The following is a 25832-nucleotide window of genomic DNA, read 5'->3' as shown; positions in this document are numbered from 1 at the left end:
CGGCCCGCCCTACCGGGTCGCCCGGCACGTCGCGGGCCACGGCGTGGCGACCGCGACCGTACGGGAGCTGTGCGGTCAGGCGGCGGAGCGGTACGGGCTGCACACCCTGCGGGCGGCCGTCTCCCACGGGAATGTCGCGTCCCGGAAGGTGCTGGTCAAGGCCGGTTTCCTGCCGGTCGACCCGGCGGACCCGGACGACCTCGGCGGCAGGCCGGGGCACCTGGTACCGGCGCGACCTCACCCGCCCGCGGCAGACCGGCCCGCCCGGCCTACCCGCCCACGCCCCGGTGGCGTACCGCCGATCCGGCCCGGTCCTTCACGACCTCCAGCTGGGCCGGGATGCGGCCCTTGAGGTCCGCGACATGGCTGACGATGCCGACGCTGCGGTCGCGTTCCCGCAGTCCGTCCAGGACGTCCAGCACCTCGTCCAGGCTCTGTTCGTCGAGGCTGCCGAAGCCCTCGTCGATGAAGAGGGTGTCGAGCCGGGTGCCGCCCGCCTCGTCGGTGACCACGTCGGCGAGGCCCAGCGCGAGGGCGAGCGAGGCGTAGAACGTCTCGCCGCCCGACAGGCTGGAGGTGTCCCGCTCGCGGCCCGTCCAGGCGTCGATCACCCGCAGCCCCAGTCCGGAGCGGCGCGCCCCGGCGCTGCGCGCGTCCGTGTGCACCAGGGTGTAGCGGCCACCGGACATCCGCTGCAGCCGCTCCCCCGCCACCACCGCGACCTGTTCCAGCCGGGCGGCCAGGACGTACGACTCCAGCCGCATCCGGCGCACGTTCTCGCCGGAGGTACCGGCGACGAGTGAGGCGACGCCGCCGACCACGCCGAACTCCGCGTAGCGCGGGGCGAGTTGGCGGGCCTCGGCGGTCGCCCGCTGCGAGAGGCGGTCCAGTGCGGCGCAGCGGTCCCGGGCCCCCGTGCGGGCCGCGACCGCCGCGCGCAGCCGCCGTCCGGCGTCCTCCAGGGCGCGGCGTGCGGCGGCCGGATCGGTCTCCGCGTCCGTCGCGACGGTGGCGGCCGCCGCCTCGGCGTCGGCCAGTTCGCGGGTGGCCGCGGCGGCTTCCGCCTCCCGGTGGGCGACCCGTTCGGCCAGCTCCCGCCGGGCCGCCTCGGGCAGCTGCGCGGCCACCGCCCCGGCGACGTCGGCGAATCCGGCCGCGGCAACGGCGTCGGCGCGCGCCGCCCCGGCCTCCGCCAGCCGCCGGTCCGCGGTACGGGCGGCGCCCGCCGCCTCCACGGCGGCGGCCAGCATCGCGGCCCGCCGCTCACCGCGCCGGGCCCGCTCCGCGACGCTCGCGCACTCCCCACGGGCCCGCGTCACCTCGTCGTGGAGCGCGGCCCGTTCGGCCTCCAGCGCCTCGCGGCGGGAGAGCCGGGCCGCGATCCGGCGCTCGGCGTCCTGCCGCTGCGTACGGCGCCGCTCGGCCTCCCGCTCCGCGACCGCCAGCGCCTCCCGTGCGGGCCGCACCCCGGCCGCCACCGCGCGCACCTCGGCGTATCCGGCGGCCAACTCCTCGGCGTGGGCGGCGCGTTCGGCGGCCGGGGCGTCCCCGGCCGTGGCGACGGCGGCGGACAGCTCACCGTGGACCTCGCGCACCCGGCCCTCCGCGGTGCGGTACGCCTCCTCGCGCTCGCGGTACGCGGTGAGCGCGGCCTCCTCCTCGGCGCGGCCGACGTGTCCCTCCCCCGGCTGCGCGGGCCCGGGGTGTTCCGTCGCGCCGCAGACCGCGCACGGGGCGCCGTCGCGGAGCGCGGCGGCCAGTTCGGCGGCGACGCCCCGCAGCCGCCGGTCCTTCAGCTCCAGCCACCGCTCGTGCGCCGCGGCGGACCGCTCCCGTGCGGCCAGGGCGGCGCCGCGCAGCCGCTCCAGGCGGTCCGTCAGCTCGTCCCGGCGCCGGGCCGCCGCGGCGTGCTCGCGCGCCGTGGCCACCGCCGCCTCCAGCGCCTGCGCGCGCCCCACGGCCTCCTGGGCGCGCTCCACCCGCTCCTGGAGGGCGCCGCGGCGCGCCTCCCAGCCGTCGAGCCACTCCGCGCACTCCGCCACCGCGTCCTCGTCGGCGGCGCCCTCCCGCTCCGACGCCTCGCGTTCGGCGGTCAGCGCGGCGACGCGCTCCTCGGCGCGGCGGGCCGCGGCCAGGGTGCCGAGTTGTTCCCGCTCCGCGTGCTCCCGCGCCGCGAGCCGGTCCGGCATCTCGTCCGCGAGGGAGGCGGGCAGTTCGGCGCGGCGGGCGCGCTCCGCGGCGCCCGCCGCCTCCGCCTCCCGCCGGGCCGTCGCGCACCACGCCAGCACCGGCGCCACCTCCGCGGCGCGGCCCGCCGCCGCCAGCCGCTCCCGGTCCCGGGCGTCCGCCGCGGCCGTCTCCGTCAGCCGCTCGGCGCGCGCCCGGGCCTCGGCGAGGCGGCGCCGCACCCGGTCGCGCTCCTGCGCCTCCTCCCACGCCCGGGCGGCGGCCCGCTCCGTCTCCTCGGCCGAGCGCTCCGCGCAGGCGGCCACGGTCAGCCGCTCCCGCGCCGCGGCCCGCGCCACCGCCAGCCGGACGAGGACGGACGCGGCGAACCCGGGCTCGCCCACACCCGGGGCGTCCGGGGCCGCCTGCGGTGCCGCCCGGCGGACCGCGCCGCCCGGCTTCCGCGCGGCCGGGACGGTGCCCGTCGCGGCGCCGGTCGGCAGTGCGGGCAGCGCCGCGAGGTCCGGGCAGCCCCCGGCGGCCTCGGCCGCGCGGTGGGCGAGCGCCAGCAGCCGTTCGTCGCCGCCGCGGACCTGCTCGGCGGCGGCCTTCCGCCGGGCGGCCAGCCGCTCCTCGACGGCGGCGAAGCGGCGGGTGTCGAAGAGGCGGCCCAGCAGCCGCGCCCGGGACTCCGCGTCGGCCCGCAGAAAGCGCGCGAAGTCGCCCTGCGGCAACAGCACGACCTGGCAGAACTGTTCCTTGTTCAGACCGAGCAGCCCGGCGATCTCCTCGCCGATCTCCTGGTGCGACCGGCTCAGCGCCTTCCACCGGCCGCCGTCGCCGGGCCCGGGCACGTACTCCCGCAACCGGCTCTGCGCCTTCTCCCGCGTGGTGCCCGTACCGCGCTTCTTCGGGCGGGTCTGCTCGGGCAGCCGGGTGATCTCCAACCGGCGTCCGGCGACGGTCAGTTCGAGGACCACCTCGGTCGGCGTCCACGGGTCGGCGAGATCGCTGCGCAGCGCCTGCCCGGCCTGCCGCACGCCGGGCACCGAGCCGTACAGCGCGAAGCACACCGCGTCCAGGACGGAGGTCTTGCCCGCGCCGGTGGGGCCGTGCAGCAGGAACAGACCGTCGCGGGAGAGCCGGTCGAAGTCGACGGTCTGGGCGCCGCCGAACGGTCCGAACGCCGTGACCGACAACCGGTGCAGCCTCACGGCGCCACCTCTTCCGCCGCCTCGTACACCCGGACCTCCTCGAACGCGGCGCGCAGCACCGCCCGCTCCCCGTCGTCCGCCGCCCGCCCCTCGCGCACATGCTCCACGAAGTCCTCGGCGACCTCCTGGTCCCCGCGCCCGCGCACCCGCTGGGCGTACGAGGCGAAGGTGGCGGCCGGGCCCTCGTCCGGGTCGAAGGCGAGGGCGAGGATGTGCGGGAAGCGCTCCGTCAGCCGCGCCATCGGCTCGGCCGGGCGCTCCGGGTCGGTGAGGGTCGCCTCCACCCAGTGCTCCGCGTGCCGCTCCGCTGCCGGGTCGGTCAGCAGCGTCTCCAGACGGCCGCGGAGCCGGGCCAGCGGGCGCGGGACGGGGGCGTCGACGCGCTCCGCCGTGACGGCGCCGTCCGCGCCGAGGTCGATCAGCCAGGACGATTTGCGGTGCGTCGCCTCGGAGAAGGAGTAGGCGAGCGGGGAGCCGGAGTAGCGGATCCGCTCCGTCAGCGTCTGGCAGCCGTGCAGATGGCCCAGCGCCACGTAGTCGACGCCGTCGAAGACCGCCGCGGGCACCGAGGCGACGCCGCCGACGGTCAGATCCCGCTCGCTGTCGCTCACCTCGCCGCCGGTGACGAAGGCGTGCGCCAGGACGACGGAGCGGGTACCGGCAGGCCGGGCGGCGAGGTCGGCGCGGACCCGGTCCATCGCGGCGCCCAGCACCTCGGTGTGGGCCGCGCGCCCGGCGCCGAGGCTGTCGCGGACCAGGGCCGGTTCGAGGTAGGGCAGGCCGTAGCAGGCGACCGGGCCGTCGGCGTCGTCGAGCAGGACCGGTTCGCCGCAGCGCTCCGGGTCGGTGCGCAGATGGACGCCGCCGCGCTCCATCAGCCCGGCGCCGACGCCGAGGCGGCGGGCCGAGTCGTGGTTGCCGGAGATCATGATGGTGGGGACGCCGAGCGCGGCGAGGCGGTGCAGCGCGGAGTCGAAGAGTTCGACGGCGGCGAGCGGCGGCACCGCCCGGTCGTAGACATCACCGGCGACGAGGACCGCGTCGACCTCCCGGGCGGTGACGGTCTCGACGAGATGGTCCAGGTAGGCGCGCTGCGCGGGGAGCAGGCTCACGCGGTGGAAGGAGCGCCCCAGGTGCCAGTCGGAGGTGTGCAGCAGCCTCACCACGCCGCTCCCGTCCGCATCGTCACTCCCTCACCGGCCGCCCCGAGGCGGCCACGCCGGTCCGCAGTCACCCGGACATCCTCCCAGGCTCCCGGGGTGCGCCCGGCCGCCCGGGTGGGTGCGGCCCCGCTCACGCCTCGCCGTACGCCTCGCCGCCCAGCTCCAGGACGGCGGTCCCGGCGGTGCTGTCCGCCAGCCAGGCGCCGAACGCCTCGACGTCCGCCTCGGGCAGCCCGACCTCGATCCGGACGTCGGCGCCGTAGGTGACCTCCCGTACGGTGCGCCCGGTGGCCCGCAGATCGTTCTCCAGCTTTCCGGCCCGCTGGTGGTCGACGGTGACGGTCACCAGGCGGTAGCGGCGGCGGACGACCGTGCCGAGGGTGTCCAGGGCCTCGCCGACGGCGCCGCCGTAGGCGCGGATCAGGCCCCCGGCGCCGAGCTTGATGCCGCCGAAGTAGCGGGTGACGACGGCGACGACGTAGCGCATCTCGCGGCGCAGCAGCATCTGGAGCATCGGAACACCGGCGGTGCCGCCCGGCTCCCCGTCGTCGCTGGCCTTCTGGACGCCGCCGTCGGCGCCGAGGACGTACGCGTAGCAGTGGTGGCGGGCGGTGGGGTGCTCCTTGCGGACGGCCGCGATGAAGTCCTGTGCCTCGGCCTCGGTCGCGACGGGCGCGAGGGCGCAGAGGAAGCGGGACTTGTTGATCTCGATCTCGTGCACCCCGGCGTGGGCGAGGGTCCGGTACTGCTCCTGCATCGCCCCAGCCTATGCGGCGGCACCGCGGGCCCGGTCACCGGCCGTCGTACGGAGGTGCGGGGCGGTTGTCCGCCGTCCGGGGGCCCACGGCACGTCCAGGCGGCGTATCCGGGCGGGTGTTGCGGTGCGTCGGACGGACGCGGGGGCCGCCCGTGGGCACTGTGGCCGGGGCGACGGCCTCGTGCGCGGGGCCCGCTCGTGCACCCAGAACCGTAGGGTCGGCGGAGGGCTTCATGGACGACAACACACACACGACGCTGGCGGCGGGCGTGCCCGTGACGGGCGAGGCGATGCCCGAACCGCCGCCGGAGGTGGTCGAGGCGGCCCGCGAGGCGCCGGACCACTGGCTGGCCATGGTCGACCTGACATGGACGGGCGAGGGCCCGCCGCCGCTCTGGTCGGTGATCGGGCAGTGGCGGTCGGGGCCGACCGGCGAGATCGAGGACTGGCGGGACAACCCGGAGTACCGGCCGTCCCCGCAGATGCTGGACTGGGCCGAGCCGACCGACCCGGTCGACCAGGCCGTACAGCTGGCGGCGACGGGGTACGGGCCGGTGCCCGAGGTGGCCCGGACGCTGGCGGACGCCGAGGTGTCGTACCTGGTGACCGCGGCGGGCGCACCGCTGCCCGCGGCGTCGCCGGAGGGCACACCGGTGGTGCCCGTCTACACCTCCGAGGACCATCTGGAGGCGGTCGGGCGGCTGCTGGTCGACCGGCGCCCGGTGGCGGAACTGCTGGAGCACCTGCCCGCCGGACACGCGCTGTACGTCAATCCGACGGGCGCGGTGAGCATGCTGGTGGAGCCGGACACGGTACGGGCGGCGGTCGCGGAGCGCGCGCCGGGCCGGATCGCGGTGGAGGCGGCGATCGGCCGTCCCGGTACGGGCGCGGGCGGCGCGGAGCCGGTGCGGGAGGGCGAGGCGGGTGAGCGCGGCGGCCTGCCGAAGCCGGCCCGGACCGCCGCCGTCCGGGCGGGCATGGCGAGCAGCGGGGCCCGCGGCGGCGCCGCCTGACGGCCCGCCCCACGAACCCGCCCCGCCCGTCTTCCCCTTCGGGCGGGGCGTTCGCCGTCCCGGTCCCGCGCGGACGGCGGACGCGGGCGGGAATCCCGGGCGGCCCCCGGCCGTTGTCGGTACGGACCCGGCCGTCCGCCCCGCCCCGGGGCGGCCACGGCACGACGGCACGGAATCGGGGAGGCGCACGTGTACGGCGATCCAGCGGTGATCCGCAGCCTGCTGACGGAGCGGGGCGACACCTGGGCGGTGGTCGGCCTGTCGAACAACACGTCCCGGGCGGCGTACGGCGTCGCCGCGGCGCTCCAGCGGTTCGGCAAGCGGATCGTGCCGGTGCATCCGCGGGCCGAGACGGTCCACGGCGAGCAGGGCTATCCGTCGCTGTCGGCGATCCCGTTCCCGGTCGATGTGGTGGACGTGTTCGTGGCCGCCGACCGGGCGGGCGCGGTGGCGGACGAGGCGGTGGCCATCGGCGCGAAGGGCGTGTGGTTCCAGCTCGGCGTGGTGGACGAGGAGGCGTGGCAGCGGGTGCGCGGCCAGGGGGTGGCGATGGTGATGGACCGCTGCCCGGCGATCGAGATCCCGCGCCTGGGCTGAGCCGCGCGGAGAGGTGGTGACGCCGCCCGGGGCGGGCGGTAGCGTCCGGGCATGATCACGCCACGTGTTGCCGTTCCCGAGGACGCCGCCGAGTTGGTCCGGCTGCGCCGTGCCATGTTCACCGCGATGACCGGCCGGGACGATCCCGGGCCCTGGGAGCACGACGCCGAGGTGGCGTCGCGGCGCCGTCTGGCGGAGCCCTCGGACTCGCTCGTGGCGTATGTGATCGACGGCCCGTCCGGGGCGCGGGCGCCGTATCTGGCGGCGTGCGCGATCGGCACGGTCGAGGAGCGGCTTCCGGCGCCCGGGCACCCCCTGGGCCGGTGCGGCTTCGTCTTCAGCGTCTGCACGGACGAGCGCCACCGGGGCCGCGGGTACGCGCGGGCGGTGATGGAGGCGCTGTTGGACCGGTTCGCGGAGCTGGGGGTGAGCCGGGTCGATCTGCACGCCACCGATGTCGCCGAACCGCTCTACCGCAGCCTGGGGTTCGGGCCGCACTCGACCGCGCTCTCGTTGGATCTGCGGTCGTGGCGGGCGGGCGGCTGAGCCGGGTCAGGCGGTCGCGAGGCCGTCGAGGACGGTGGCGTGCGGGAGTTCGGCCAGCGCCTTGCCGGGGACGATGAGCTTGCCGCGGCGGCTGCCGCTGCCGATCAGCGCGTAGGGCGTGTCGGCGACGGCGGCGTCGACGAGCAGCGGCCAGTGGGCGGGCAGCCCGATGGGGGTGATGCCGCCGTACTCCATCCCGCTGTCGCCGACGGCGGTGTCCATGGGCGCGAACGACGCCTTGCGGGCGCCGAGTTGGCGGCGGACGGCGCCGTTGACGTCGACGCGGGTGTGGGAGAGCACGAGGCAGGCGGCGAGGGTGGTCTCCCCGCCGCGCTTCCCGGCGACGACCACGCAGTTCGCCGACTGCTCCAGCAGCCACGCGCCGTGGTGGGCGACGAGGACGGCGGTGTCGGCGATGTCGGGGTCGGTGTCGACGTAGCGGATCTCCTCCACGGGCACCGAACCGCTCCAGGCGCGCAGGGCGGCGGCGACGGGGGCGGCGAGCAGGTCCAGGCGGTCGACGGCGGGCCGGACATCGGAGAAGGCATCCATGGGCACGGGCATGGCGCCAAGTTAACAGCCGGACACGGAGGTTCGGCCCCGCGTCTCACTGCGTGGGCGGGACGGGAGCCGGGGCGACGGGCGTTCCGCCGGAGACGGGCGCGGTGGGCGGTCCGGGTGCGGGAGCCCGTGCCGCCGGGTCCGCGGCGCGGCCCGCCGGAGAGCGGTTCCGGTCGGGAGCCGGGCGGGCGCGTCAATGCGTCGCGGGCGCCGTTCACCCGGTGGTCGGCGTGCCGCCCTCGGGCTCGGGCGGGGTCTCCAGGGCGGAGAGGGCCACGAGTTGTTCGGGGGTGACGCCCTCGGGCACGGGGACGGGCGCCGGGGTGCGCAGCGGCGGCTGCCAGCCGGAGGCCGCCTCCCAGCGGCGGACGACACGGGCCGGGGCCCCGGCGACGACGGCGTGGTCGGGGACCTCGCCGCGGACCACCGCGCCCGCCGCGACGACCGCGTTCCGGCCGAGCCGGGCGCCGGGCAGGATGACCGCGCCGGTGCCGATCCAGCTGCCCGGGCCGATGCTGACCGGTGCGCTGCGCGGCCACTGCTTGCCGACGGGCACCTCGGGGTCGTCGTAGCTGTGGTTGGTGGTGGTGAGGTAGACGCCCGGGCCGAAGAAGCAGTCGTCGCCGATGGTGAGCGGGACGTCGGCGATGACATGGCTGCCGCGCCCGAGGACGACGCCGTTGCCGAGGGTGAGGATCGGGTCGGGGCCCAGGTCGAGGTCGGGCATCATCCCGGCGGTGAGGGTGACGTCCTGGGCGATGATGCAGTGCTCGCCCATCGCTATCCAGGGATCGCCGAAGACCGTGCCCTGCGGGAAGGCGAGGCGGGTGCCGGGGCCGATGGCGCGGAAGCGGTACGGTCCGGGGCGCTCGGCGGTGACCGCGCCCGCCCGGCTCATCCACCGGGTCCCGCGGTGCACGGCGCGCGAAGCGGCCCGGCGCCGCCAGGCGGCGAGGGAGGAGAACACGTTCTTGTTCGACACCACTCGCACACCGTACTCAGCGCGCCGGGCGCCCGGTCGCGCCCGCCCCTGTGATCTTCACCCCAGACCGGCGGCGGTGCGGTCGGGGCCGTGGGTCAGTCGGTGAACGCGGCGGCGTGGGAATCCGCGAGGTCCTGGTAGACGGCGGCGTTCAGCCTGATGCCGTCGCGCTCCTCGTCGGTCAGCTCCCGCTTGACCTTGGCGGGGACCCCGGCGACCAGCGAACCGGGCGGGACGACCATGCCCTGGGGCACCAGCGCCTGCGCGGCGATCAGCGAACCGGCGCCGATGTGCGCGCCGTTGAGGACGGTGGCGCCCATGCCGATCAGGACGTCGTCCTCGACGGTGCAGCCGTGCAGTACGGCGTTGTGGCCGACGGAGACCCCGGCGCCGACGGTCACCGGGAAGCCGGGGTCGACGTGGACGGTGCAGTTGTCCTGGATGTTGCTGCCGGCGCCGACGGTGATCGGGCCGCAGTCGGCGCGCAGCACCGCCTGGTACCAGATGCTCGCCCGGGCGGCGAGGGCCACCTCCCCCAGCACGACCGAGGTCGGGGCGGTGAACGCCTCCGGGTCGACGACCGGTGCGGTGTTGCCCACGCCCGCGATGAGTGCGCCCTGCGCCATTACCGTTCTCCTTCGTCCGTGCGGATCGCGCCGGGTGCACAGTAGGCGACGGGACGGACGGCGCGTCAGGCGGCCTCGCCCGGCGGCGGACCCGGCGCGGCCACGGCGGGCGGATGTCCCGCGGGGCGGGTGGGCCCGCCGGGCGGCCGCCCCGGGTGCCGCCGCGGGGCTACCGGAAGCCCAGGCCCGGGTCGGTGCCGACCAGTTCGCTGCTGAGCGTCCAGAGGCGGTCGGCGGTGGCCGGGTCGGTCATGTGCGCGGGGACGGGCTCCCGCCGTGGGGCGCCCCGCAGCCCGAAGACCTTCGGGCCCCAGAGGTCCCCGCCCGCCACCTCCGGGTCGAGGACCGCGCGGACCACGGACCACGCCCCGGCCTCCTTGCCCTGCACCAGGAGTCCGGCGGGCAGGGCGCGCAGCCGTTCGCCAGGGGTGGTCACCCGGACCGCCGGGCGGGACGGGGTGAGTCCGTCCAGCGCGCCGCCGGGGTGGGCGACGACGCTGATCACCGTGCTGCCGACCGCGCGCAGCCGCCGGTCGAGGGCGAAGCCGAAGCACATCTGCGCCAGCTTCGACCGGCCGTAGGTGCGCTTGGGCCGGTAGTCCCGGTCCGACTGGAGATCGTCCAGGTCCAGCCGCTCGGACCGGGCGGCGAAGCTTCCGACGGTCACGACGCGGGCGGCCGGTGCCGCGGACAGCAGGGGCGCCAGCCACCGGGTGAGCGCGAAGTGGCCGAGGTGGTTGGTGGCGAACATCAGCTCCCGGCCGTCGGCGGTCTCCCGGCGCGGCGGGTCGTCGAGCGCGATCCCCGCGTTGTGGACCACCGCATCGAGACGGTCCAGCTCCAGCCTGTCCGCGGCGGTCTCCAGGGACTGCGGATCGGCGAGGTCCAGCGGAAGGTGGCGCAGCCGGGCGCCGGGGACCCGGGAGCGGATCGACGCGGTGGCGGCGTCGGCCTTGGCCCGGTCCCGGCTGCCGAGGACGACGACGGCGCCGGTGGCGGCGAGCTGTTCCGCGACGAAGTAGCCGATCCCGGCGTTGCCGCCGGTGACCAGGAAGGTGCTGTCCTCGGCCGACGGGAGCCGGTGCACGTCCCAGGGTCGGCTCCGGGATGCGGTGGACACGATGGCGGGCTCCTCGGCTCGGGACGGTGTGCTCGCGGGGAGCACCGGTCCCCTCAAGATCGCAGTCGGCACCGACACACTGCCGACAGCTCGCCCGCGCCGCCGACAGACGTCCGACCCCCGTCGGTGACGCCCCGGAGGGCGGGCGGGCCGTCCTCACGCACGGTCACCCGGCCCGTACCCCCGGCATGCGATCAAGAGGGGCGGCGGGCAGGCTGGGGCCATGCGACGCGCACCCGTCATCGTGCACCCGCCCTGCTCGGGCGGGCGGCGCGTCACGCTCCACGGGCAGGACGTCGGGCGGGCCCGGCGGCCGGGCGACATCGCCGCCATCCTGCGCCGCGCCGGGTTCCCGGCGGCCGATCTGATCTGGGACGACGCGGGGATCTGCGAGTGGCGCGAGGGCGGGCCGGAGATCTGGTTCACCCGCTGAACGCCACCGGCCCGGCGGCAGCAGCCACCGGGCCGGGAGAGACGAGGACGGGTCAGTCGGTCGAGGCGCCGACCGGCTTCTCCTCGGCCGCCTCGCGGGCGGCGGCGGCCTTCTTGGCGCGCTGCTTCATGAGGAGGAACGAGCCGACGCCGAAGAGCAGGGCGGCGACCAGGCCCAGCCAGGAGAAGCGCTGGAGCCATGCCTCGGCGACCACGCCGACGCTGTAGATGAGGGCGGTGGTGCCACCGGCCCAGACGATGCCGCCGAGGATATTGGCGATCAGAAACTTCCAGTACGGCATCTTCAGGACGCCCGACAGCGGACCGGCGAAGATCCGCAGCAGGGCGATGAAGCGGCCGATGAAGACCGCCCACATGCCCCACTTGTGGAACTTCTCCTCGGCCATCGCGACATGGTCGGGCCCGAAGTGCTTGGGGAACTTGCGGCCCGCCCAGTCCAGCAACGGCTGCCCGCCCTTGCGGCCGATGAGGTAGCCGATCGAGTCGCCGATGATCGCACCGGCCGACGCGCAGGCACCCAGTACGAAGGGGTCGATGTGGTCCTGGGTGGCGGCCAGGATCGCCGCGCTGACGAGGACGATCTCACCCGGCAGCGGAATGCCCAGGCTCTCCACCCCGATGACCACTCCGACCAGGAGGTACACGCTGATGGCCGGTACCGTCGCCAGCCACTCCTGGATGTGCAAAGCCGCTTCCTCCGCATGGTGTCGGGCCCCCGTGGGCCGCTGCCGGTGTCACCGAAGCCGGTGCATCCGATTCCCCCGGCGCGCCCGGATGGGCGCGCCTGGGAAGCGTACTCGACACCCCGGCGCGCGGGCGGGGTCGCGCACGCGCCGGGGAACGTCCGGAAGGAGAGGTGAAGGCGGGATCAGTTGTTCGGGCGGAGAGTCCAGACGATGGACATCTCACCGGTCACCGCGCCGTCCTCGCGGGTGAGTGTGACGTTCACGGGGAATTCGGGGCGCTGCCCGGCGTCGAGGTCGGCGATCACCTCGGCGACGGGGCGGCCCAGCTCCGCGGTGGCGGTGACGGGGCCCATCGCGAGCTTCTTGTAGCCGATCTCGGCGCCGACGGCGAGCGGGACGGCGCGGTGCAGCTCGGAGCCGAAGGCGCTCATCACGATGGCGCCGCTGGCGGACTCGGCGAGGGTGAACATCGCCCCGGCGTGCGGTCCGGCGACGTGGTTGTGGAAGGCGGGCTGATCGGGCAGCCGGACGACGGCGCGCTCGGGCGTGGTCTCGGTGAATTCGAGGTTGAGGGTGCGGACCATCGGCACGGAGGCCGCCATCATCGCGCCGATGGACGGCAGGGGCTCGGAAGACATGCGCGTCATGTTACCTACGAGTAGCTTGTCGGGGAAGGCCCCGCCCGGCGGCATCCGTGCGGCACTTATCGTTGACCCCCATGACGACCGCACCAGCGCCCGGGAGACCCGGCCCGCTCCCCCGCCCCGTACGCCCGGCCCTCGTGTCAGCGGTGCGGCGGTGAGGGCTCGGCCCACCTGGGCGGGGCGGAACTACACGATCCTCACGGCCGCCACGGTCGTCTCCGGGCTCGGCCACTCCGGCGCGCTGATCGCCGCCGCCTTCGCCGTCCTGGGGGCGGGCGGCTCCGCCACCGACGTCGGGCTGGTCGCCGCCGCCCGCACCGTGCCGCTGATCGCGCTGGTGCTGGTCGGCGGGGCGCTCGCCGACCGGCTGCCGCGGCACCGGGTGATGGTCGCGGCCAACGCCCTCAGCTGCGTCTCCCAGGGCGCCTTCGCGCTGCTGGTGCTGGCCGGGGAGCCGCGGCTGTGGCAGATGGCGGTGCTCGCGGCGCTGGGCGGCACCGGGCAGGCGTTCTTCGCGCCCGCCTCGGAGGGCATGGTCCTCGCCAGCGTCTCCGGGGAGCACTCGGCGCGGGCGTTCGCGGTGTTCCGGATGGGCATGAACGGCGCCAACATCGGCGGCGCCGCGCTCGGCGGCGCGCTGATCGCGGCCGTCGGACCGGGCTGGGTGCTCGCCGCCGACGCGGTGGCCTTCGCCTGCGCCGGGGCGCTGCGCGCCTTCCTCGATGTGAGCGGGGTGCCGCCGCGTACCGGCGACGTCGGCATGCTCCGGTCGCTGCGCGACGGCTGGCGCGAGGTGATCTCACGGCCCTGGCTGTGGTCGGTGGTGGTGCAGTTCGCCCTGGTCAACGCGGTGATCGCGGCGGCGGAGGCGGTCTACGGCCCGCTGGTCGCCGAGGCGCACCTGGGCGGCCCGGGGCCCTGGGGCGTGGCGCTCGGCGCGTTCGGCGCGGGCACCCTGGCCGGGGCGCTGCTGATGACCCGCTACCGCCCCCGGCGGCTGCTGCTCACCGGTTCGCTCTGCATCTTCCCGCTCGCCCTGCCCTCGGCGGCGCTGGCGGTGCCGCTCCCCGCCGGGTGGCTGACCGTGGTGATGGCGCTGACCGGCGTCTCCGTGGAGATCTTCTCGGTGACCTGGATGACGGCGCTGCACCAGGAGATCCCGGAGGAGAAGTTCTCCCGGGTCTCCTCCTACGACTGGCTGGGCTCGCTCGCCGGGATCCCGCTGGCCACCGCGCTCGCCGGTCCCGTACAGGAAGCCGTCGGTCTGCACACCGCGCTGTGGGGGTGCGCCGGTGTGGTCGTGCTGCTGACCGCGGCGGTGCTGTGCGTCCCGGACGTACGGCAACTGACCCGGCGGACCACGGTCGCGGCGGCGGGCGTGACGCCACCGGCGACGCCGCCCGCGGCGGAGGATCCGGTGGTCGGCTGAGGCGGCGGGCCGTCCGGCCGGTCAGCCGAGGCTGAACGCGCCCTGCGGCGGCTCGGGCGAGGCGACCGCGTCGGCGTCCGCCACCGGGACGGCGTCGCCGGTCAGCCGCCGCAGCGCGGCGCCGTGCGTCACCCGTGCCGGGAAGGCGTCACCGGCCGCGCGGCGGGTCAGCGCGGCCAGCGGCAGCGGGGCGTCGGAGGCGACGAGGACGGTGTTGCCGAAGCGGCGGCCACGGAGCACGGAGGGTTCGGCGATCAGCGCCACCTCGGGCCAGACCGCGGCGGCGCCCGCGAGCTGACCGCGCAGGAAGGTGAAGGGGGCGCCGTCGGCGAGGTTCGCCGCGTAGATCCCGCCGGGGCGCAGCACACGGGCCACGGCGCGGGCGTAGCTGACGGTGGTCAGATGCGCGGGGACCCGCGAGCCGCCGAAGACATCGCCGATGACGAGGTCGGCGGTGGCCGCGGGCGCCTCCTCCAGCGCCTGCCGGGCGTCGCCCGCGTGGACGGTGACGCCGCTCCCGGCGGGCAGCGGCAGTTCGTCGGCGACGAGGGCGAGCAGCCCCCGGTCGGCCTCGACGACCTGCTGGCGGGAGCCGGGGCGGGTGGCGGCGACGTAGCGGGGCAGGGTCATCGCGCCGCCGCCGAGGTGGAGCACGTCGAGCGGTTCCCCGGGTGGTGCCGCCTCGTCCAGGACGTGGGCGAGGCGGCGGACGTACTCGAACTCCAGGTGGTCGGGGGCGTCGAGGTCCACGTAGGACTGCGGGGCGCCGTCGACGGTCAGCAGCCGGGCCCGGGGCCGGTCGACGTCGGGCAGGAGTCGGGCGGTGCCGCCGTCCACGGCACGGATGACCGGTATCGGCTCGGAGGGTGCGTCCACTCCCCCATTGTGCCGGGCGGGCGCGGACGGGGCGGGGACGGGGCGCGGCGAGGGCGGCCGTGCGCGCCCGCGGCGCCACCCTGAGCGGCGCGCCTCACGGACCCCTGGTGGGCGGGTGCCGGTCGGTTACGCTCCCGACGTGTTCGAACCCGCCGCGCCCTCCGACGGTCCCGCCGCGCGCGCCGCGCGCCTGCTCCTCTCCCCCTGGTGCCGGCTGGCGCTGCTCGCGGTGGTGCTGGCCTGCGCGGCGGCGGCGATGGTGTGGTGGCAGCCGCAGCGGCTGCTGACCGGGGAGCTGCCGGAGCCGATGACGGGGCCCGGTGGGCTGGTCGTCTACGCCGTGGCGTACGGCGTGTGCACCACCGCGTTCGTACCGCGGCCGTTCCTGAACCTCGCGGCGGGCGCGGTGTTCGGCAGCAGTTCGGGGAGCGTCACCGCGCTCGCCGGGACGGTGCTGGGCGCCGGGTTCGCGTTCGGGCTCGGCCGGTGGCTGGGGCAGGACGCGCTGCGGCGGATGCTGCGGGCGCGGTGGCTGACCGCCGCCGACCGGCAGCTGAGCGAGCACGGTTTCCGCTCCATGCTGGTGGTCCGGCTGCTGCCGGGGCTGCCGTTCTGGGGGACCAACTACTGCGCCGCGGTCTCCCGGATGCGCTGGTCGTCGTTTCTGCTGGCCACCGCGGTGGGCAGCGTCCCCAACACCGTGGCGTACACGGTCGCGGGGGCGCGGGCGACCGCCCCCACCTCCCCGGCGTTCCTGCTCGCGATGGCGTTCATCGCGGTGAGCGGGCTGGTGGCGGCGGGGTTCGCCTGGCGTAAGCGGGCGGCGCTGCGCGGCGGCTGACCCGCGGTCACCCGGTGGCCGTCCGGGTGTGGTCCGCCGTACACCTTCCGTCGTTACGGTGCCCGGGCCGCCACATGATCGCCTCGCCGTCCGCCGTGCCGTGCCGCTTCCCCGACGCCCGGCGGCGCGCGGGGGCGGGCGGGGGCGGGTGGCCTCATCCCGGGATTGCCGCCCCATGAGCTGGTTCGCTTCCTTCGTCCTCGGACTCGTCCAAGGGCTGACCGAGTTCCTGCCCGTCTCCTCCAGCGCCCATCTGCGGCTGACCGCCGCGTTCGCGGGCTGGCACGATCCGGGCGCGGCGTTCACCGCCATCACCCAGATCGGTACCGAAGCCGCCGTGCTGCTGTACTTCCGCGCCGACATCGCGCGGATCGTCTCGGCGTGGGCGCGGTCGCTGTTCGACCGCCGGATGCGGAGCGATCAGGACGCGCGGACGGGCTGGCTGGTGATCGTGGGGTCGGTGCCGATCGGGGTGCTGGGGCTGACGCTGAAGGATGCGATCGAGGGGCCCTTCCGCGATCTGCGGCTGATCGCCACCACGTTGATCGTGCTGGGCCTCGTGCTGGGTTTCGCGGACCGGCGGGCGGCGCGGGCGGAGCACGGCGGACGCCACCGCGCGGCCGCCCGCCGCAAGGACCTCGGCGACCTGACCGTCCGCGACGGTCTGCTCTACGGCGTCTGCCAGGCGATGGCGCTGATCCCGGGCGTCTCCCGCTCCGGCGCCACGATCAGCGGCGGTCTGCTGATGGGCTACACCCGTGAGTCCGCCGCCCGTTACTCCTTCCTGCTCGCCGTCCCCGCCGTCCTCGCCTCCGGGCTCTACGAGTTGAAGGACGTGGGCGAGGGCCACGTCGCGTGGGGCCCGACGCTGCTCGCCACCGTCGTCGCGTTCGCCGTGGGGTACGCGGTGATCGCCTGGTTCATGAGGTTCATCAGCTCGAAGAGCTTCCTGCCGTTCGTGATCTACCGCATCGTGCTGGGCGTCGCGCTGTTCGCGCTCATCGGCGCCGGGGTGCTCGCCCCGCACGCGGCGGAGTCGGCGGGATGAGGCTCCCGGGCCCGGGGTGGTCGCTGAGCGTGTGGGAAGGGACACATGCAGCCAGCGAACCCTTGGGGAACGTTCCGCTGTTTGCGCTGGTCAGCCGGGAGTTGGGGGACGGACGAGGCTCATGGGTACGGCGCCGGGGGCCGGGCGGGGCCGTGCACGGGGTGCGGAAATGTCAGTGACTGCCCCTAGCATGTCTGCCATGTCCCCTCCTCCTTCCGCCCTTTCGGGCGTGCCCGCCCCTGCCGCCGAGGCCAACGAAGCGATCCGCCGTTTCGTCTGCGCCCGGCCCAGCTGGACGTGGACGGCGCAGGACATGACGGAGTACGCGACGCTGCTGGAGAACTGGACGCAGGCGGTGCGCGCGGAGGTCGTCGAGGCCGCGTGACCTACCGCGCCTGACGCACCGTCATACGTGCGCCACACCACGGACGTACGGCGGCCCCCGGTGCTCCGGGGGCCGCCGCTCCGCTCCTCCTCCGCGCTCAGCCCTCGTACTGCGCCACGATCTTGGTGTACGCGTAGGGCTCCTGGTCGACGCCGCTGCAGCTGTCGCCGTCGCTGCCGGAGCCGCAGGAGCGGTCGCGGTTGACCGCCCAGTAGGCGAAGCGGGCCAGATGGTGGGCGCGGGCGTAGTCGAGGATCTTCCGGAAGTCGTCGAGGGTGACGTTCTCGTCGTCCTCGTCGGTGTGGCCGTTCATGGAGGAGACGCCGATCCTCCGGTAGGCGTCGTCCTCGCTGTAGCCGTAGGCCGCCTTGACGTCGGCGGCGAGACCGTCGAGGGCGCTGACGGTGGCCTCGCCCATGGTGCCGGTGTGGCTGCCGAAGTCGAACGGCATGACCACCCAGCCGTCGTTGTCCAGCCCCGCCTTGGCGCCGCGGCGGATGAGGTCCTTGCCCTCGTCGGTCGGGCCCTCGGGGGTGGTGCCCATGGTGACGTAGGTGACGAGCCCCTGGTTGGCGTCCTTGACCTTCTTCAGGGCGTCGACGACCCGCTGCCGGACGGTGGCGTTGCTCATCTCGGTGTCCTCGATGTCGATGTCGAGGGCCTTGAGGTGGTACGCGTCGATGACCTTCTGGTACGCACCGGCCAGGGCATCGGCGCTGGTGCACTTCTCGCCGAGCTTGTTGCCGCTCCAGCCACCGGCGGAGATGACGACGTCCCCGCCGCCCGCGCGGATCGCGTCGATCGCCTTGGCGTCGCTGCCGCCGGTCAGCGGCCGTTCGCCGTCCCAGGCGGGGTTGCAGCCGCCGTCGGAGAGGATGAAGGCGAGGGTGAACCACTTGATGCCGGTCGCCTTCATCACGTCGGCGGGCGGCTGCGGGTCGCCCCAGCCGAGGTACTCGTAGGGCGCGGCGGCCATCGGCGGGGTGGCCTTCGGGGTGTGCGCGGGCGGCGCGGCGGCGGAGGGGCCGGCGGCACCGGCCGTGGCGGCGGTGGCCAGGAGCGTCGCGGCCACGGCGCCGACCAGGGCGCGGCGGCGGGTGGGGGAGGTGGCGCGATCCATCAGGGGTTCTCCACTCTGCGGGACGGGGACGGACGGCCGGGTCGCCGGGGGCGGCCCAGCGCGCGGGACGGTGGCGCGGGTGCGTCCACCAGGTCACGGATGACGGTGTGGTGCGGGGAGTGGCGGCACGCCGGGTCGGTGGCGGCGGCGTCCCCGGTGAGGGCGTACGCCTGGCAGCGGCAGCCACCGAAGTCCCGCTCGCGCAGCGCGCAGCTGCGGCAGGGCTCGCGCATCCAGTCGGTGCCGCGGTAGCGGGCGAAGGCCGGGGAGCGCTCCCAGATCCAGCGCAGCGGCCGGTCGCGGACGCCGGGCGGGTCGAGCCCGGGGAGGGCGGCGGCAGCCGGGCAGGGCAGGACGGTGCCGTCGGGGGTGACGGTGAGGGAGACGGCGCCCCAGCCGCCCATGCAGGGTTTGGCGGTGCCGTCGAAGTGGTCGGGGACGACCCAGATCACCTCGACCCGGCCGTCCAACTCCCGCCGCCGACGCCGTACGGTCTCCTCGGCCTCGGCCAACTGTGCCCGGGTGGGCAGCAGTTCGGCCTTGTTGAGCAGCGCCCAGCCGTAGAACTGCGTGTTGGCCAGCTCGATACGTCCGGCGCCCCAGGCAGGGGCGAGGTCGATCAGTGCGTCGAGGGCGGCGAGGTTGTGGCGGTGCAGCACGACGTTGAGGCCGAGCGGGAGTCCGGCGTCGGTGACGAGGGCCGCGGCGCGCTCCTTCTCGGTGTGGGCGCGGCGCCGCCCGGCGATCCGGTCGCCCGCCGCCGCGTCGGCGTGCTGGACGGAGAGCTGGACGCTGCGCAGTCCGGCGCCGGTGAGCGCGGCCAGCCGCTCGCGGGTCAGCCCGACGCCGCTGGTGATCAGCTGGGTGTGGATGCCCGCCCCGTCGGCCGCGGCGACGATCTCGGTGAGGTCGGCGCGGAGCAGCGGTTCGCCGCCGGAGAGATGGGCGCTGACGACGCCGAGGTCGGCGGCCTGACGGAAGGTGTCCTGCCATTCGGGGAGCGTCAGCTCGGTGCTGCGGGCGGCGAGTTCGAGGGGGTTGGAGCAGTAGGTGCAGTGCAGCGGGCAGGCGTGGGTCAGCTCGGCGAGCAGCGCCCAGGGCGGCGGAGGTGCCATGGCGCCGGGCGCGGGCCCGTCGTCGGGGGCGGGGTGCGGGGTCATCGCAGCCAGCCCTCCTTCCGTACGCGGTCGAGGAAGGCGGGGACCTCGTCGGCGATCGGCGCGTCGGGGTGGCGGGCGGTCAGTTCCCGGACGATCTGCGGGACGTCGCGGGTGCCGTCGCAGAGCCGCAGCACCTCGCCCGCCGAGCCCTCCAGCACCACGACGCGTTCGGGCAGGAGCAGCAGGTCGACGCCGCGGACCCGGTCGGCGCGGAGGAGGACGCCGGGGGCGGGGCCCGGGCGCCAGGTGGTCACGGGCGGGCTCCGGCCGGGTCGGCGGCGGGCGGGCGGCCACCGCGTTCGACCGCGTCGAGGAGCGACCAGAGGACGTCGCACTTGAAGGTGAGGGCGGCGACGGCGCGGTCCTGGTCCGCCTCGGTCCGGGCGCCGTCGAGGACGAGGGCGAGGGCTTCCTTGCTGTCCCGGCTGCCCTGCCCCTGCCGGTCGTGGAAGTAGGTCAGGCCGTCCCGCTCGATCCACGGGTAGTGGCGTTCGAAGGCGCCGATGCGGGTGCGCATGATGTCCGGGGCGGACAGTTCGGTGAGGGAGGCGGCGACCGCCTCCAGCGGGGAGCGCAGTCGGCAGAAGTTCACATAGCCCTCGACGGCGAGACGGACGCCGGGCAGCACCCCGGACTCGTCCAGCAGGACGGCGCGGTCGATCCCGGCGGCCTCCCCCAGCCGCAGCCAGCGCTCGATGCCGCCCTCGCCCTCGCGGTCGCCGTCGTGGTCACGGATCCGCCGCAGCCACATCCGGCGCAGTTCGGGCGTGCCGAGTTTCGCGGTGATCAGGGCGTCCTTGACGGGGATGTGGCGCTGGTAGTGGAACCGGTTACGGATCCAGCGGCGCAGCTCGTCCGGGGTCAACTCCCCCTCGTGCATCCGGACGTTGAAGGGATGACGGTCGTGGTAGTGCTCGCGTGCGACGGTGCGCAGGCGCTCCTCGAAGGAGGCCCGGGCCGCCGGAGGGACGCAGTGGTCGGGGGTCGGGTCTCCCTGCAGGCCGTTCATGGCGCGATCTCCATCCCTTCCGCCGCGGCACGCTCCCCCGTGGCGGACGCCCGGGTGGGCGCGCGCTCCGGGGTGCGCGGGCGGCGGTGCGCGGGGTTGGTGGGGGGTGAGAGGTGTGGGGGTGGCCGTTCCGGGGGCGCGTGCCCGGCCGTTGCGGGTGGGCACGCGCCGCGGCGCCGGCGTCCGCGGCCGTCGGCCCGGTCACCGGCGCGCCCGCCGACGGTGCGCGTCCGCGCAGGTCGGCGGCGGGTGCGGTCGGTGGGTCAGCGGTCGGCGAGGCGGTACGCGGTGACTTCGAGCGCGGTGTCGATCACGGTGTAGCCGGGGGTGGCCCAGGTGGTCGCGGGCCGGGCGGCGACGCCGTGCGGACGGGGTGCGGTCGCCGGAGTCCCGGCGGCCGGGGCGTCCGTGGTGTGCGGGGTGCGTACGGTCTGCAGGCTGGTCATGGGGGTTCCGCCCTTCGCTGATTGCAGGTGATGGGAACGGAGAGTTTCGGACACGGCCGTCACATGCCCCGGGCGCCACCCGCGCCGACCACGCCGTCGACGCCTTGGACGCCCTCAACCACCGTACGGAGCAGGTGTGTTGGACAGGCAAGGCATGCGGCACGGCACCGTCCCGGCCGACCGGGCATGCCCGGTGCACCTGCCGCGCCGTGACGCTCCGTACCGCACCGCAGAATCACCGCCGACGCGCGCCGGAGTCAATGGGGCGGCACCGCATTGGTCCGGTCCATTTCCCCACGGGACACCGGACCCGCACTCCGTCTCACGGGTAACGCGCCTGGTGGGACGGCCTGTTCGGGTGCGCTCACGGGACGCGGACGGTTTCCGACACGTCGGCGACATCTGCGGGGGCACATTCCGGATGCTGAACGGATGGACGGATGGGAGGTCCCGGGGTGGTGCCGTGCCGGAATGGAGCAACGCGGCGCGGATCGCGGCGCGTTGGGGCGTTCGGGGTGCGTCGCTTCGCGGGGAAACGGGCGACGGCAGCGGGAGGCTCGGAGGGCGCCGGGCGGGCGGAAGGGGCGCCGGGGGCGGGGAGTTCGCGCGGGGCGCGCTTGCCTCGGCGCCCGTTGCCCGCCGTGCGGCGAGTCGGCCTCGGCGCCGGGCCCTGCACCGGGCCGCCGAGCCGGGTCCCCGGCTGCCAACCCGGCTCACCCGCCCGGCGGTTCCGCAGGTGGTGACCGGTCCGGCGCTGTACTTCGCCACGGGCGGCGGACGTGGCGCGCGCCTCTCGCCGGGCGGCGGGCCGCGCGCCCGGCGGGGTGCCACCGGGTTCCGCGCCCCCGTCTGTGTGCCCTTCGCTCCTCCGTCGGGTCTCTTGACGGTGTGCGGGGCCCGCAGTAGGTTCCCGGCCAGTCAACAAACAGGAAACTTTCCTATCAGCTTTTGGCGGTCCGCCGTCGGCCCCGTGCCCGGACGGGGTGGGGCGTTCCGTGCCCGATCGCCGTGGCCGAGGACCGGTGTCCCGCCACGTACCGCCCGCGCCACCGCTCCCCCGGCTCTGTCCTGCCGCACCTTCCTGACCCGGAGGCCCCCATGCGCAAGCGCAGCCCCTTCGACACCCACCGCCTCTCGCTCCCCAGTCTCGGCGCGTCCGCCGTGGCCGCCGGGCTGCTGCTCGCCGCCGGTACGGCCGGACCGGCCACGGCGGGACCCACGCATCCGGCGGGCGCCCACGGCCCGGCAGCCGTGGCCGATTCCGCGCCCGGCAAACCGGTGACCGTTTCGGAGGGCTGGTCCATCCCCTGGGGCCTGAGCTGGCTCCCCGACGGGTCCGCGCTGCTGACGGAGCGGGACACCTTCAAGGTCTTCACCCTCACCCAGGACGGCAAGAAGAAGCAGGTCGGCAAGGTGCCCGAGGTGGTGACCACCGGCGGCGAGGGCGGGCTGCTGAGCATCGCGGTGTCGCCGAAGTGGAAGACCGACCACCATGTCTTCGTGATGCACACCGCCAAGGAGGGCAACCGCATCGCCCGCCTCACCTACCAGGACGGCAAGCTCAGCGACTACACCGTGCTGGTCAAGGGGATCAAGAAGAACACATACCACAACGGCGGACGCATCAAGTTCGGCCCCGACGGGCTGCTCTACGCCACCACGGGCGAGGCCCAGACCCCCGATCTGGCGCAGGACAAGAAGTCCCTCAACGGCAAGATCCTGCGGATGACACCCGACGGCAAACCGGCGCCGGGCAACCCGTTCGGCAACCTCGTCTACTCCATGGGCCACCGCAATCCGCAGGGCCTGACCTGGGACGCCCAGGGCCGCCTGTGGGAGGCGGAGTTCGGCAACGCCAAGTACGACGAGCTGAATCTCATCGAGGCGGGCAAGAACTACGGCTGGCCCATCTGCGAGGGCAACTGCTCGGAGAGCGGGATGACCAACCCGAAGCGCCAGTGGCCGGTCAAGGACGCCTCACCCAGCGCCGTCGCCTACGCGGACGGCGCGCTCTACATGGCGGCACTCCGCGGCCAGCGGCTCTGGCGCATCCCCGTCGACGGCACCGACGCCGGAACCCCCAAGGCGTACTACACCAAGGACTACGGGCGGCTGCGCACCGTCGAGAGCGTGCCCGGCAAGAAGGCGCTGTGGCTGACGACCACCAACGCCGACAACAACGGTGACGGCGGTGCCGGTTCGGACAAGGTGTTCCGGATCGACCTGAAGTGAGCACGGCGGGGACCCGCCCCGGGGCCGGGCCGTAGGTGCCCGGCCCCGGGTGAGCGACGGTCCCCCGGGCTCAAGCGCCCCCGGTCCGGCCCGACTCGTCGGACGACGGCTGGACCAGGTCCACGTCGAGCGTCCGGTGGCCGCCCGCGGTGAGGGATATCGGGGTGGCGCGGGGCGGATACCCGGACGCGGTGAGCGTCAGGTCGCCGCCGGTCAGCCCGTCGAAGGCGAAGGCGCCGTCCGGGCCGGTGACGGTGTGGCCCGCGACCGTGCCGTCCGTCAGGACCGTCACGGCAGCGTCGGCGAGCGGCGCCCCGCCGGGGCCCCGGACCGTGCCGCGTACCGAGGCCACCGGCAGCAGCCGTATCTCCTCGCAGCCGGTGGCCCCGGAGGTGTCCGCCAGATCGACGGTGCGGGCCTCGGGCCGGTGTCCGGGGGCGCTGAAGGCCACCGTGCAGAGAGTGCAGGGCAGTTCGCGGATCTCCCAGCGGCCGTCGGCGCCGGTGGTCGCCCGGCCCACCACCGCGCCCTCGGCATCGGTGACGACGACCCCGCCCCCGGCGAGCGCGGCGCCCCGCGCCCCGCCGGAGAGCGTGCCGGTGAGCCGCGCGGCGCCGGTCAGCGTGAGCAGGACGTCCACGGGGGCGCCGCCGCAGCTGAGCGCGAGGGCGTGCGGGGTGTGGCCGGGGGCGGCGCCGGTGAGGACATAGCTGCCCGCGCCCGGGTCCGGGAGGGCGAAGCGTCCCGCGGCGTCGGTGGTGGTGACACCGGCCTGGCGGCCCCGCCGGTCGATGAGGGTGACGCTGGCTCCCGCCACGGGCGCCCCCGCCGCGGTCCGGATCCCGCCCCGCACACCGGCCCGGGCGGCCGCGTCGGCCCGCTCCACGGTGAGTCCGGCGGTGCCCGCGCCCGCGGTCTCCGGCTCCCCTTCGGTGTTCCCGGCGACGAGGGTGGGGCGGGCGGCGCGGCGCTGCGCGGGCAGGAACGCGGCGAAGACGACGCCGAGGAGGACCGCGCCGGTGGCGATCACGAAGGAGGTCCGGAACCCGGCCATCGTCGGGTAGGTGACCGGGCCCCGGGTGGTGGACATATGGGCCAGCACCATGCCGATGACGGCGCTCGACACCGACGTCCCGATGGACCGCATCAGGGTGTTCAGACCGTTGGCGGCGCCGGTCTCGGACGGGTCGACGGCGCCGATGATCAGGGCGGGCAGCGAGGAGTACGCCAGACCGATACCGGCGCCCACGACCACCGCGATGATGACGGTCTGCCAGGGGGCGTTCATCAGGCCGATCCCGGCGCCGTAGCCGACGCCGATGATCAGCATGCCCAGGAGGAGGGTCACCTTCGGGCCGCGGCGGGCGGCGAGGCGGGCGTAGACCGGGGCGACCAGCATCATCGTCAGGCCGAGCGGCGCCACGCAGAGCCCGGCGATCACCATCGGCTGGCCGAGACCGTAGCCGGTGGAGGCCGGCAGCTGGAGCACCTGGGGCAGCACCAGGGAGATGGCGTAGAACGCGACGCCGACGGTGATGGACGCCAGGTTGGTGAGGAGGACTTCACGCCGGGCGCTGGTGCGCAGATCGACGAGGGGGTCGGCGAGGCGGAGCTCCATCACGCCCCACAGCACCAGGATGAGCAGGGCGAGGCCGAACAGCCCGAGGGTGGTGGGCGAACCCCAGCCCCAGTCGCTGCCCTTGGTGATCGGCAGGAGCAGCGCGATCAGTCCGGCGGAGAGGCCGAGGGCGCCGAGCAGGTCGAAGCGTCCGGGTGCCCGGACGGCGGTCTCCGGTACGACGAGCAGGGCCAGCAGCATCGACAGGACGCCGAGCCCGGCGGCGAGGAAGAACAGGGCGTGCCAGTCGGCGTGCTGGGCGACGAGGGCGGCGACGGGCAGGGCGAGGCCGCCGCCGACGCCGATGGACGAGCTCATCAGCGCCATCGCCGAACCGAGGCGCTCCTTGGGGAGTTCGTCACGCATGATGCCGATGCCGAGCGGTATCGCGCCCATGGCGAAGCCCTGGAGCGCCCGGCCGACGATCATGACGATCAGGTTGTCGGTGAAGCCGCAGATCAGCGAGCCGACGACCATGACGGCGAGGCTGGCGAGGAGCATCTTCCGCTTCCCCGAGAGGTCGCCGAGGCGCCCCATGATGGGTGTGGCGACGGCGCCGGAGAGCAGGGTGGCGGTCAGTACCCATGTGGCGTTGCTCGGTGCCGTGCCCAGCAGCGTCGGCAGGTCCTTGATGACCGGCACGAGCAGCGTCTGCATCACGGCGACGACGATGCCGCAGAAGGCGAGGACGGGGACGATGCCGCCGGATCTCCGCTCCTTGCCGGGGTCGGGCACCGGGAGCGCGGCGGTGGGCGGCGCGCTCCGGGGTGGCTGTTCCGTCGTCGTCTGGGTCATGCCTGCGGCCTCCGGGCGGAGAGTGGAGCGGATAGGGACACGGATACGGAACCGGTCCGTCCGGCATCGGTGTGCGGCCGGACGGTGCGGTGCGGTCTCGGTGCGGCGGTGGCGCCGCGGGGCAGCGGTCGACTCGTACGCGGCCGTGCCCGGTGGGCGGGGCGGTGTCAGCACGAGGTCCGGCGCACGGCGGGTCCGGGCCGGGCGGCCCGGGAACGGCTGCGCGCACCGGGATCGAGGTGGCGGGAGGTCGCCGCGTGGTGCGGTCAACCTGTGGGCGGAGAAGGGGTGTTGGCGCGGCGGTTTCTTCGGTGGGAAGGGGTCAAGGGGGCGGGGTGCCGCGCG

Annotated in this window: 25 protein-coding genes and 1 pseudogene; 10 read left to right on the top strand and 16 right to left on the bottom strand. The window is 75.4% G+C overall.

From position 1 onward, the window contains the following. Positions 1-10: 10 nt before the first annotated feature. Positions 11-239 (top strand): annotated as a pseudogene (locus IF23_RS32480) (GNAT family N-acetyltransferase); the annotation flags it as partial. A gap of 30 nt (positions 240-269) precedes the next feature. Here the strand turns inward: IF23_RS32480 and IF23_RS0108400 are convergent. The 3 genes from IF23_RS0108400 to IF23_RS0108390 all read right to left on the bottom strand — a co-directional run bounded on the left by IF23_RS0108400 (position 270) and on the right by IF23_RS0108390 (position 5300). After that, positions 270-3380, bottom strand: a complete 3111-nt coding sequence (locus IF23_RS0108400) for an AAA family ATPase (protein WP_030281459.1) — start codon at positions 3378-3380, stop codon at positions 270-272. Beyond that, complete coding sequence (locus IF23_RS0108395; protein WP_030281457.1) at positions 3377-4543, bottom strand: exonuclease SbcCD subunit D; 1167 nt, start codon at positions 4541-4543, stop codon at positions 3377-3379. The genes IF23_RS0108400 and IF23_RS0108395 overlap by 4 nt, the downstream gene beginning before the upstream one ends. 130 nt (positions 4544-4673) lie before the next feature. After that, entirely contained in the window at positions 4674-5300 is a 627-nt protein-coding gene (locus IF23_RS0108390) for a YigZ family protein (protein ID WP_030281452.1), read from the bottom strand. Positions 5301-5533: 233 nt separating this feature from the next. Between IF23_RS0108390 and IF23_RS0108385 the strand changes: the two genes are divergently transcribed. The 3 genes from IF23_RS0108385 (at position 5534) to IF23_RS0108375 (ending at position 7456) form a co-directional block, all read left to right on the top strand. After that, positions 5534-6313, top strand: a complete 780-nt coding sequence (locus tag IF23_RS0108385) for a type VII secretion system-associated protein (RefSeq protein ID WP_030281450.1) — start codon at positions 5534-5536, stop codon at positions 6311-6313. A gap of 189 nt (positions 6314-6502) precedes the next feature. Further along, on the top strand, positions 6503-6910 hold the full coding sequence (locus tag IF23_RS0108380) for a CoA-binding protein (RefSeq protein ID WP_030281448.1): 408 nt from the start codon (positions 6503-6505) through the stop codon (positions 6908-6910). A 51-nt stretch (positions 6911-6961) separates the two neighbouring features. Then, a complete protein-coding gene (locus IF23_RS0108375; RefSeq protein WP_030281446.1) occupies positions 6962-7456 on the top strand; it encodes a GNAT family N-acetyltransferase in 495 nt (164 codons plus the stop codon). A gap of 6 nt (positions 7457-7462) precedes the next feature. Here the strand turns inward: IF23_RS0108375 and IF23_RS0108370 are convergent, their stop codons facing one another. The 4 genes from IF23_RS0108370 to IF23_RS0108355 all read right to left on the bottom strand — a co-directional run bounded on the left by IF23_RS0108370 (position 7463) and on the right by IF23_RS0108355 (position 10745). Then, positions 7463-8020 (bottom strand): YbaK/EbsC family protein, encoded by a 558-nt coding sequence (locus IF23_RS0108370; protein WP_030281444.1) that lies wholly within the window; start codon positions 8018-8020, stop codon positions 7463-7465. Positions 8021-8231: 211 nt separating this feature from the next. Next, positions 8232-9002 carry an acyltransferase gene (locus tag IF23_RS0108365; RefSeq protein WP_037677710.1) on the bottom strand — a complete coding sequence of 257 codons (771 nt, stop codon included), beginning with the start codon at positions 9000-9002 and terminating at the stop codon, positions 8232-8234. Positions 9003-9094: 92 nt separating this feature from the next. Continuing rightward, the gene (locus tag IF23_RS0108360) at positions 9095-9625 is read right to left on the bottom strand and encodes a gamma carbonic anhydrase family protein (RefSeq protein ID WP_030281439.1); all 531 of its coding nucleotides are present in this window, start codon (positions 9623-9625) and stop codon (positions 9095-9097) included. Between the two features lie 169 nt (positions 9626-9794). Further along, positions 9795-10745, bottom strand: coding sequence for an SDR family NAD(P)-dependent oxidoreductase (locus tag IF23_RS0108355; protein ID WP_030281437.1), 951 nt, complete (start codon positions 10743-10745; stop codon positions 9795-9797). A 223-nt stretch (positions 10746-10968) separates the two neighbouring features. Here IF23_RS0108355 and IF23_RS0108350 point away from each other — a divergent pair, with 223 nt between their 5' ends. Beyond that, a complete protein-coding gene (locus IF23_RS0108350; protein WP_030281435.1) occupies positions 10969-11178 on the top strand; it encodes a hypothetical protein in 210 nt (69 codons plus the stop codon). A 52-nt stretch (positions 11179-11230) separates the two neighbouring features. Here the strand turns inward: IF23_RS0108350 and IF23_RS0108345 are convergent, their stop codons facing one another. Together IF23_RS0108345 and IF23_RS0108340 are read right to left on the bottom strand one after the other, a co-directional pair. After that, a complete protein-coding gene (locus IF23_RS0108345; protein ID WP_030281433.1) occupies positions 11231-11884 on the bottom strand; it encodes a DedA family protein in 654 nt (217 codons plus the stop codon). Positions 11885-12066: 182 nt separating this feature from the next. Next, a complete protein-coding gene (locus IF23_RS0108340) occupies positions 12067-12522 on the bottom strand; it encodes a DUF4442 domain-containing protein (RefSeq protein WP_030281431.1) in 456 nt (151 codons plus the stop codon). Between the two features lie 160 nt (positions 12523-12682). On the opposite strand from IF23_RS0108340, the gene IF23_RS0108335 reads away from it, so the two are divergent. Continuing rightward, positions 12683-13957, top strand: coding sequence for an MFS transporter (locus IF23_RS0108335; RefSeq protein WP_030281429.1), 1275 nt, complete (start codon positions 12683-12685; stop codon positions 13955-13957). A gap of 21 nt (positions 13958-13978) precedes the next feature. Here IF23_RS0108335 and IF23_RS0108330 read toward each other — a convergent pair whose 3' ends face one another. Beyond that, complete coding sequence (locus IF23_RS0108330) at positions 13979-14833, bottom strand: spermidine synthase (RefSeq protein ID WP_030281427.1); 855 nt, start codon at positions 14831-14833, stop codon at positions 13979-13981. 139 nt (positions 14834-14972) lie between these two features. Between IF23_RS0108330 and IF23_RS0108325 the strand changes: the two genes are divergently transcribed. The 3 genes from IF23_RS0108325 to IF23_RS33435 all read left to right on the top strand — a co-directional run bounded on the left by IF23_RS0108325 (position 14973) and on the right by IF23_RS33435 (position 17107). Next, a complete protein-coding gene (locus tag IF23_RS0108325; RefSeq protein ID WP_030281425.1) occupies positions 14973-15674 on the top strand; it encodes a TVP38/TMEM64 family protein in 702 nt (233 codons plus the stop codon). A gap of 175 nt (positions 15675-15849) precedes the next feature. After that, positions 15850-16722 carry an undecaprenyl-diphosphate phosphatase gene (locus IF23_RS0108320; RefSeq protein ID WP_030281423.1) on the top strand — a complete coding sequence of 291 codons (873 nt, stop codon included), beginning with the start codon at positions 15850-15852 and terminating at the stop codon, positions 16720-16722. Between the two features lie 199 nt (positions 16723-16921). Next, positions 16922-17107: a hypothetical protein gene (locus IF23_RS33435; protein ID WP_107126895.1), complete on the top strand. Its 186-nt coding sequence runs from the start codon at positions 16922-16924 to the stop codon at positions 17105-17107. Positions 17108-17204: 97 nt separating this feature from the next. Here IF23_RS33435 and IF23_RS0108310 read toward each other — a convergent pair whose 3' ends face one another. The 5 genes from IF23_RS0108310 to pqqA form a co-directional block, all read right to left on the bottom strand. Then, complete coding sequence (locus tag IF23_RS0108310) at positions 17205-18227, bottom strand: chitinase (protein WP_030281422.1); 1023 nt, start codon at positions 18225-18227, stop codon at positions 17205-17207. Further along, entirely contained in the window at positions 18227-19387 is a 1161-nt protein-coding gene (gene pqqE / locus IF23_RS0108305; RefSeq protein ID WP_051739418.1) for a pyrroloquinoline quinone biosynthesis protein PqqE, read from the bottom strand. The genes IF23_RS0108310 and pqqE overlap by 1 nt, the downstream gene beginning before the upstream one ends. Next, on the bottom strand, positions 19384-19641 hold the full coding sequence (pqqD, locus tag IF23_RS0108300; RefSeq protein ID WP_030281420.1) for a pyrroloquinoline quinone biosynthesis peptide chaperone PqqD: 258 nt from the start codon (positions 19639-19641) through the stop codon (positions 19384-19386). The genes pqqE and pqqD overlap by 4 nt, the downstream gene beginning before the upstream one ends. Beyond that, the gene (pqqC, locus tag IF23_RS0108295) at positions 19638-20396 is read right to left on the bottom strand and encodes a pyrroloquinoline-quinone synthase PqqC (protein WP_051739417.1); all 759 of its coding nucleotides are present in this window, start codon (positions 20394-20396) and stop codon (positions 19638-19640) included. The genes pqqD and pqqC overlap by 4 nt, the downstream gene beginning before the upstream one ends. A gap of 263 nt (positions 20397-20659) precedes the next feature. Continuing rightward, complete coding sequence (gene pqqA / locus IF23_RS34830) at positions 20660-20842, bottom strand: pyrroloquinoline quinone precursor peptide PqqA (protein WP_030281418.1); 183 nt, start codon at positions 20840-20842, stop codon at positions 20660-20662. 1098 nt (positions 20843-21940) lie between these two features. Here pqqA and IF23_RS0108285 point away from each other — a divergent pair. Beyond that, the gene (locus tag IF23_RS0108285; protein WP_030281417.1) at positions 21941-23074 is read left to right on the top strand and encodes a PQQ-dependent sugar dehydrogenase; all 1134 of its coding nucleotides are present in this window, start codon (positions 21941-21943) and stop codon (positions 23072-23074) included. Positions 23075-23144: 70 nt separating this feature from the next. Here IF23_RS0108285 and IF23_RS31020 read toward each other — a convergent pair whose 3' ends face one another. After that, positions 23145-25487 carry an MFS transporter gene (locus IF23_RS31020; RefSeq protein ID WP_051739416.1) on the bottom strand — a complete coding sequence of 781 codons (2343 nt, stop codon included), beginning with the start codon at positions 25485-25487 and terminating at the stop codon, positions 23145-23147. Positions 25488-25832: the final 345 nt, after the last annotated feature.

The sequence above is a fragment of the Streptomyces catenulae genome (assembly GCF_000718015.1).
Lineage (GTDB): Bacteria > Actinomycetota > Actinomycetes > Streptomycetales > Streptomycetaceae > Streptomyces > Streptomyces catenulae.
Note: the sequence above shows the minus strand (reverse complement) of the source record. Positions and strands in the feature narration are given on the sequence as shown.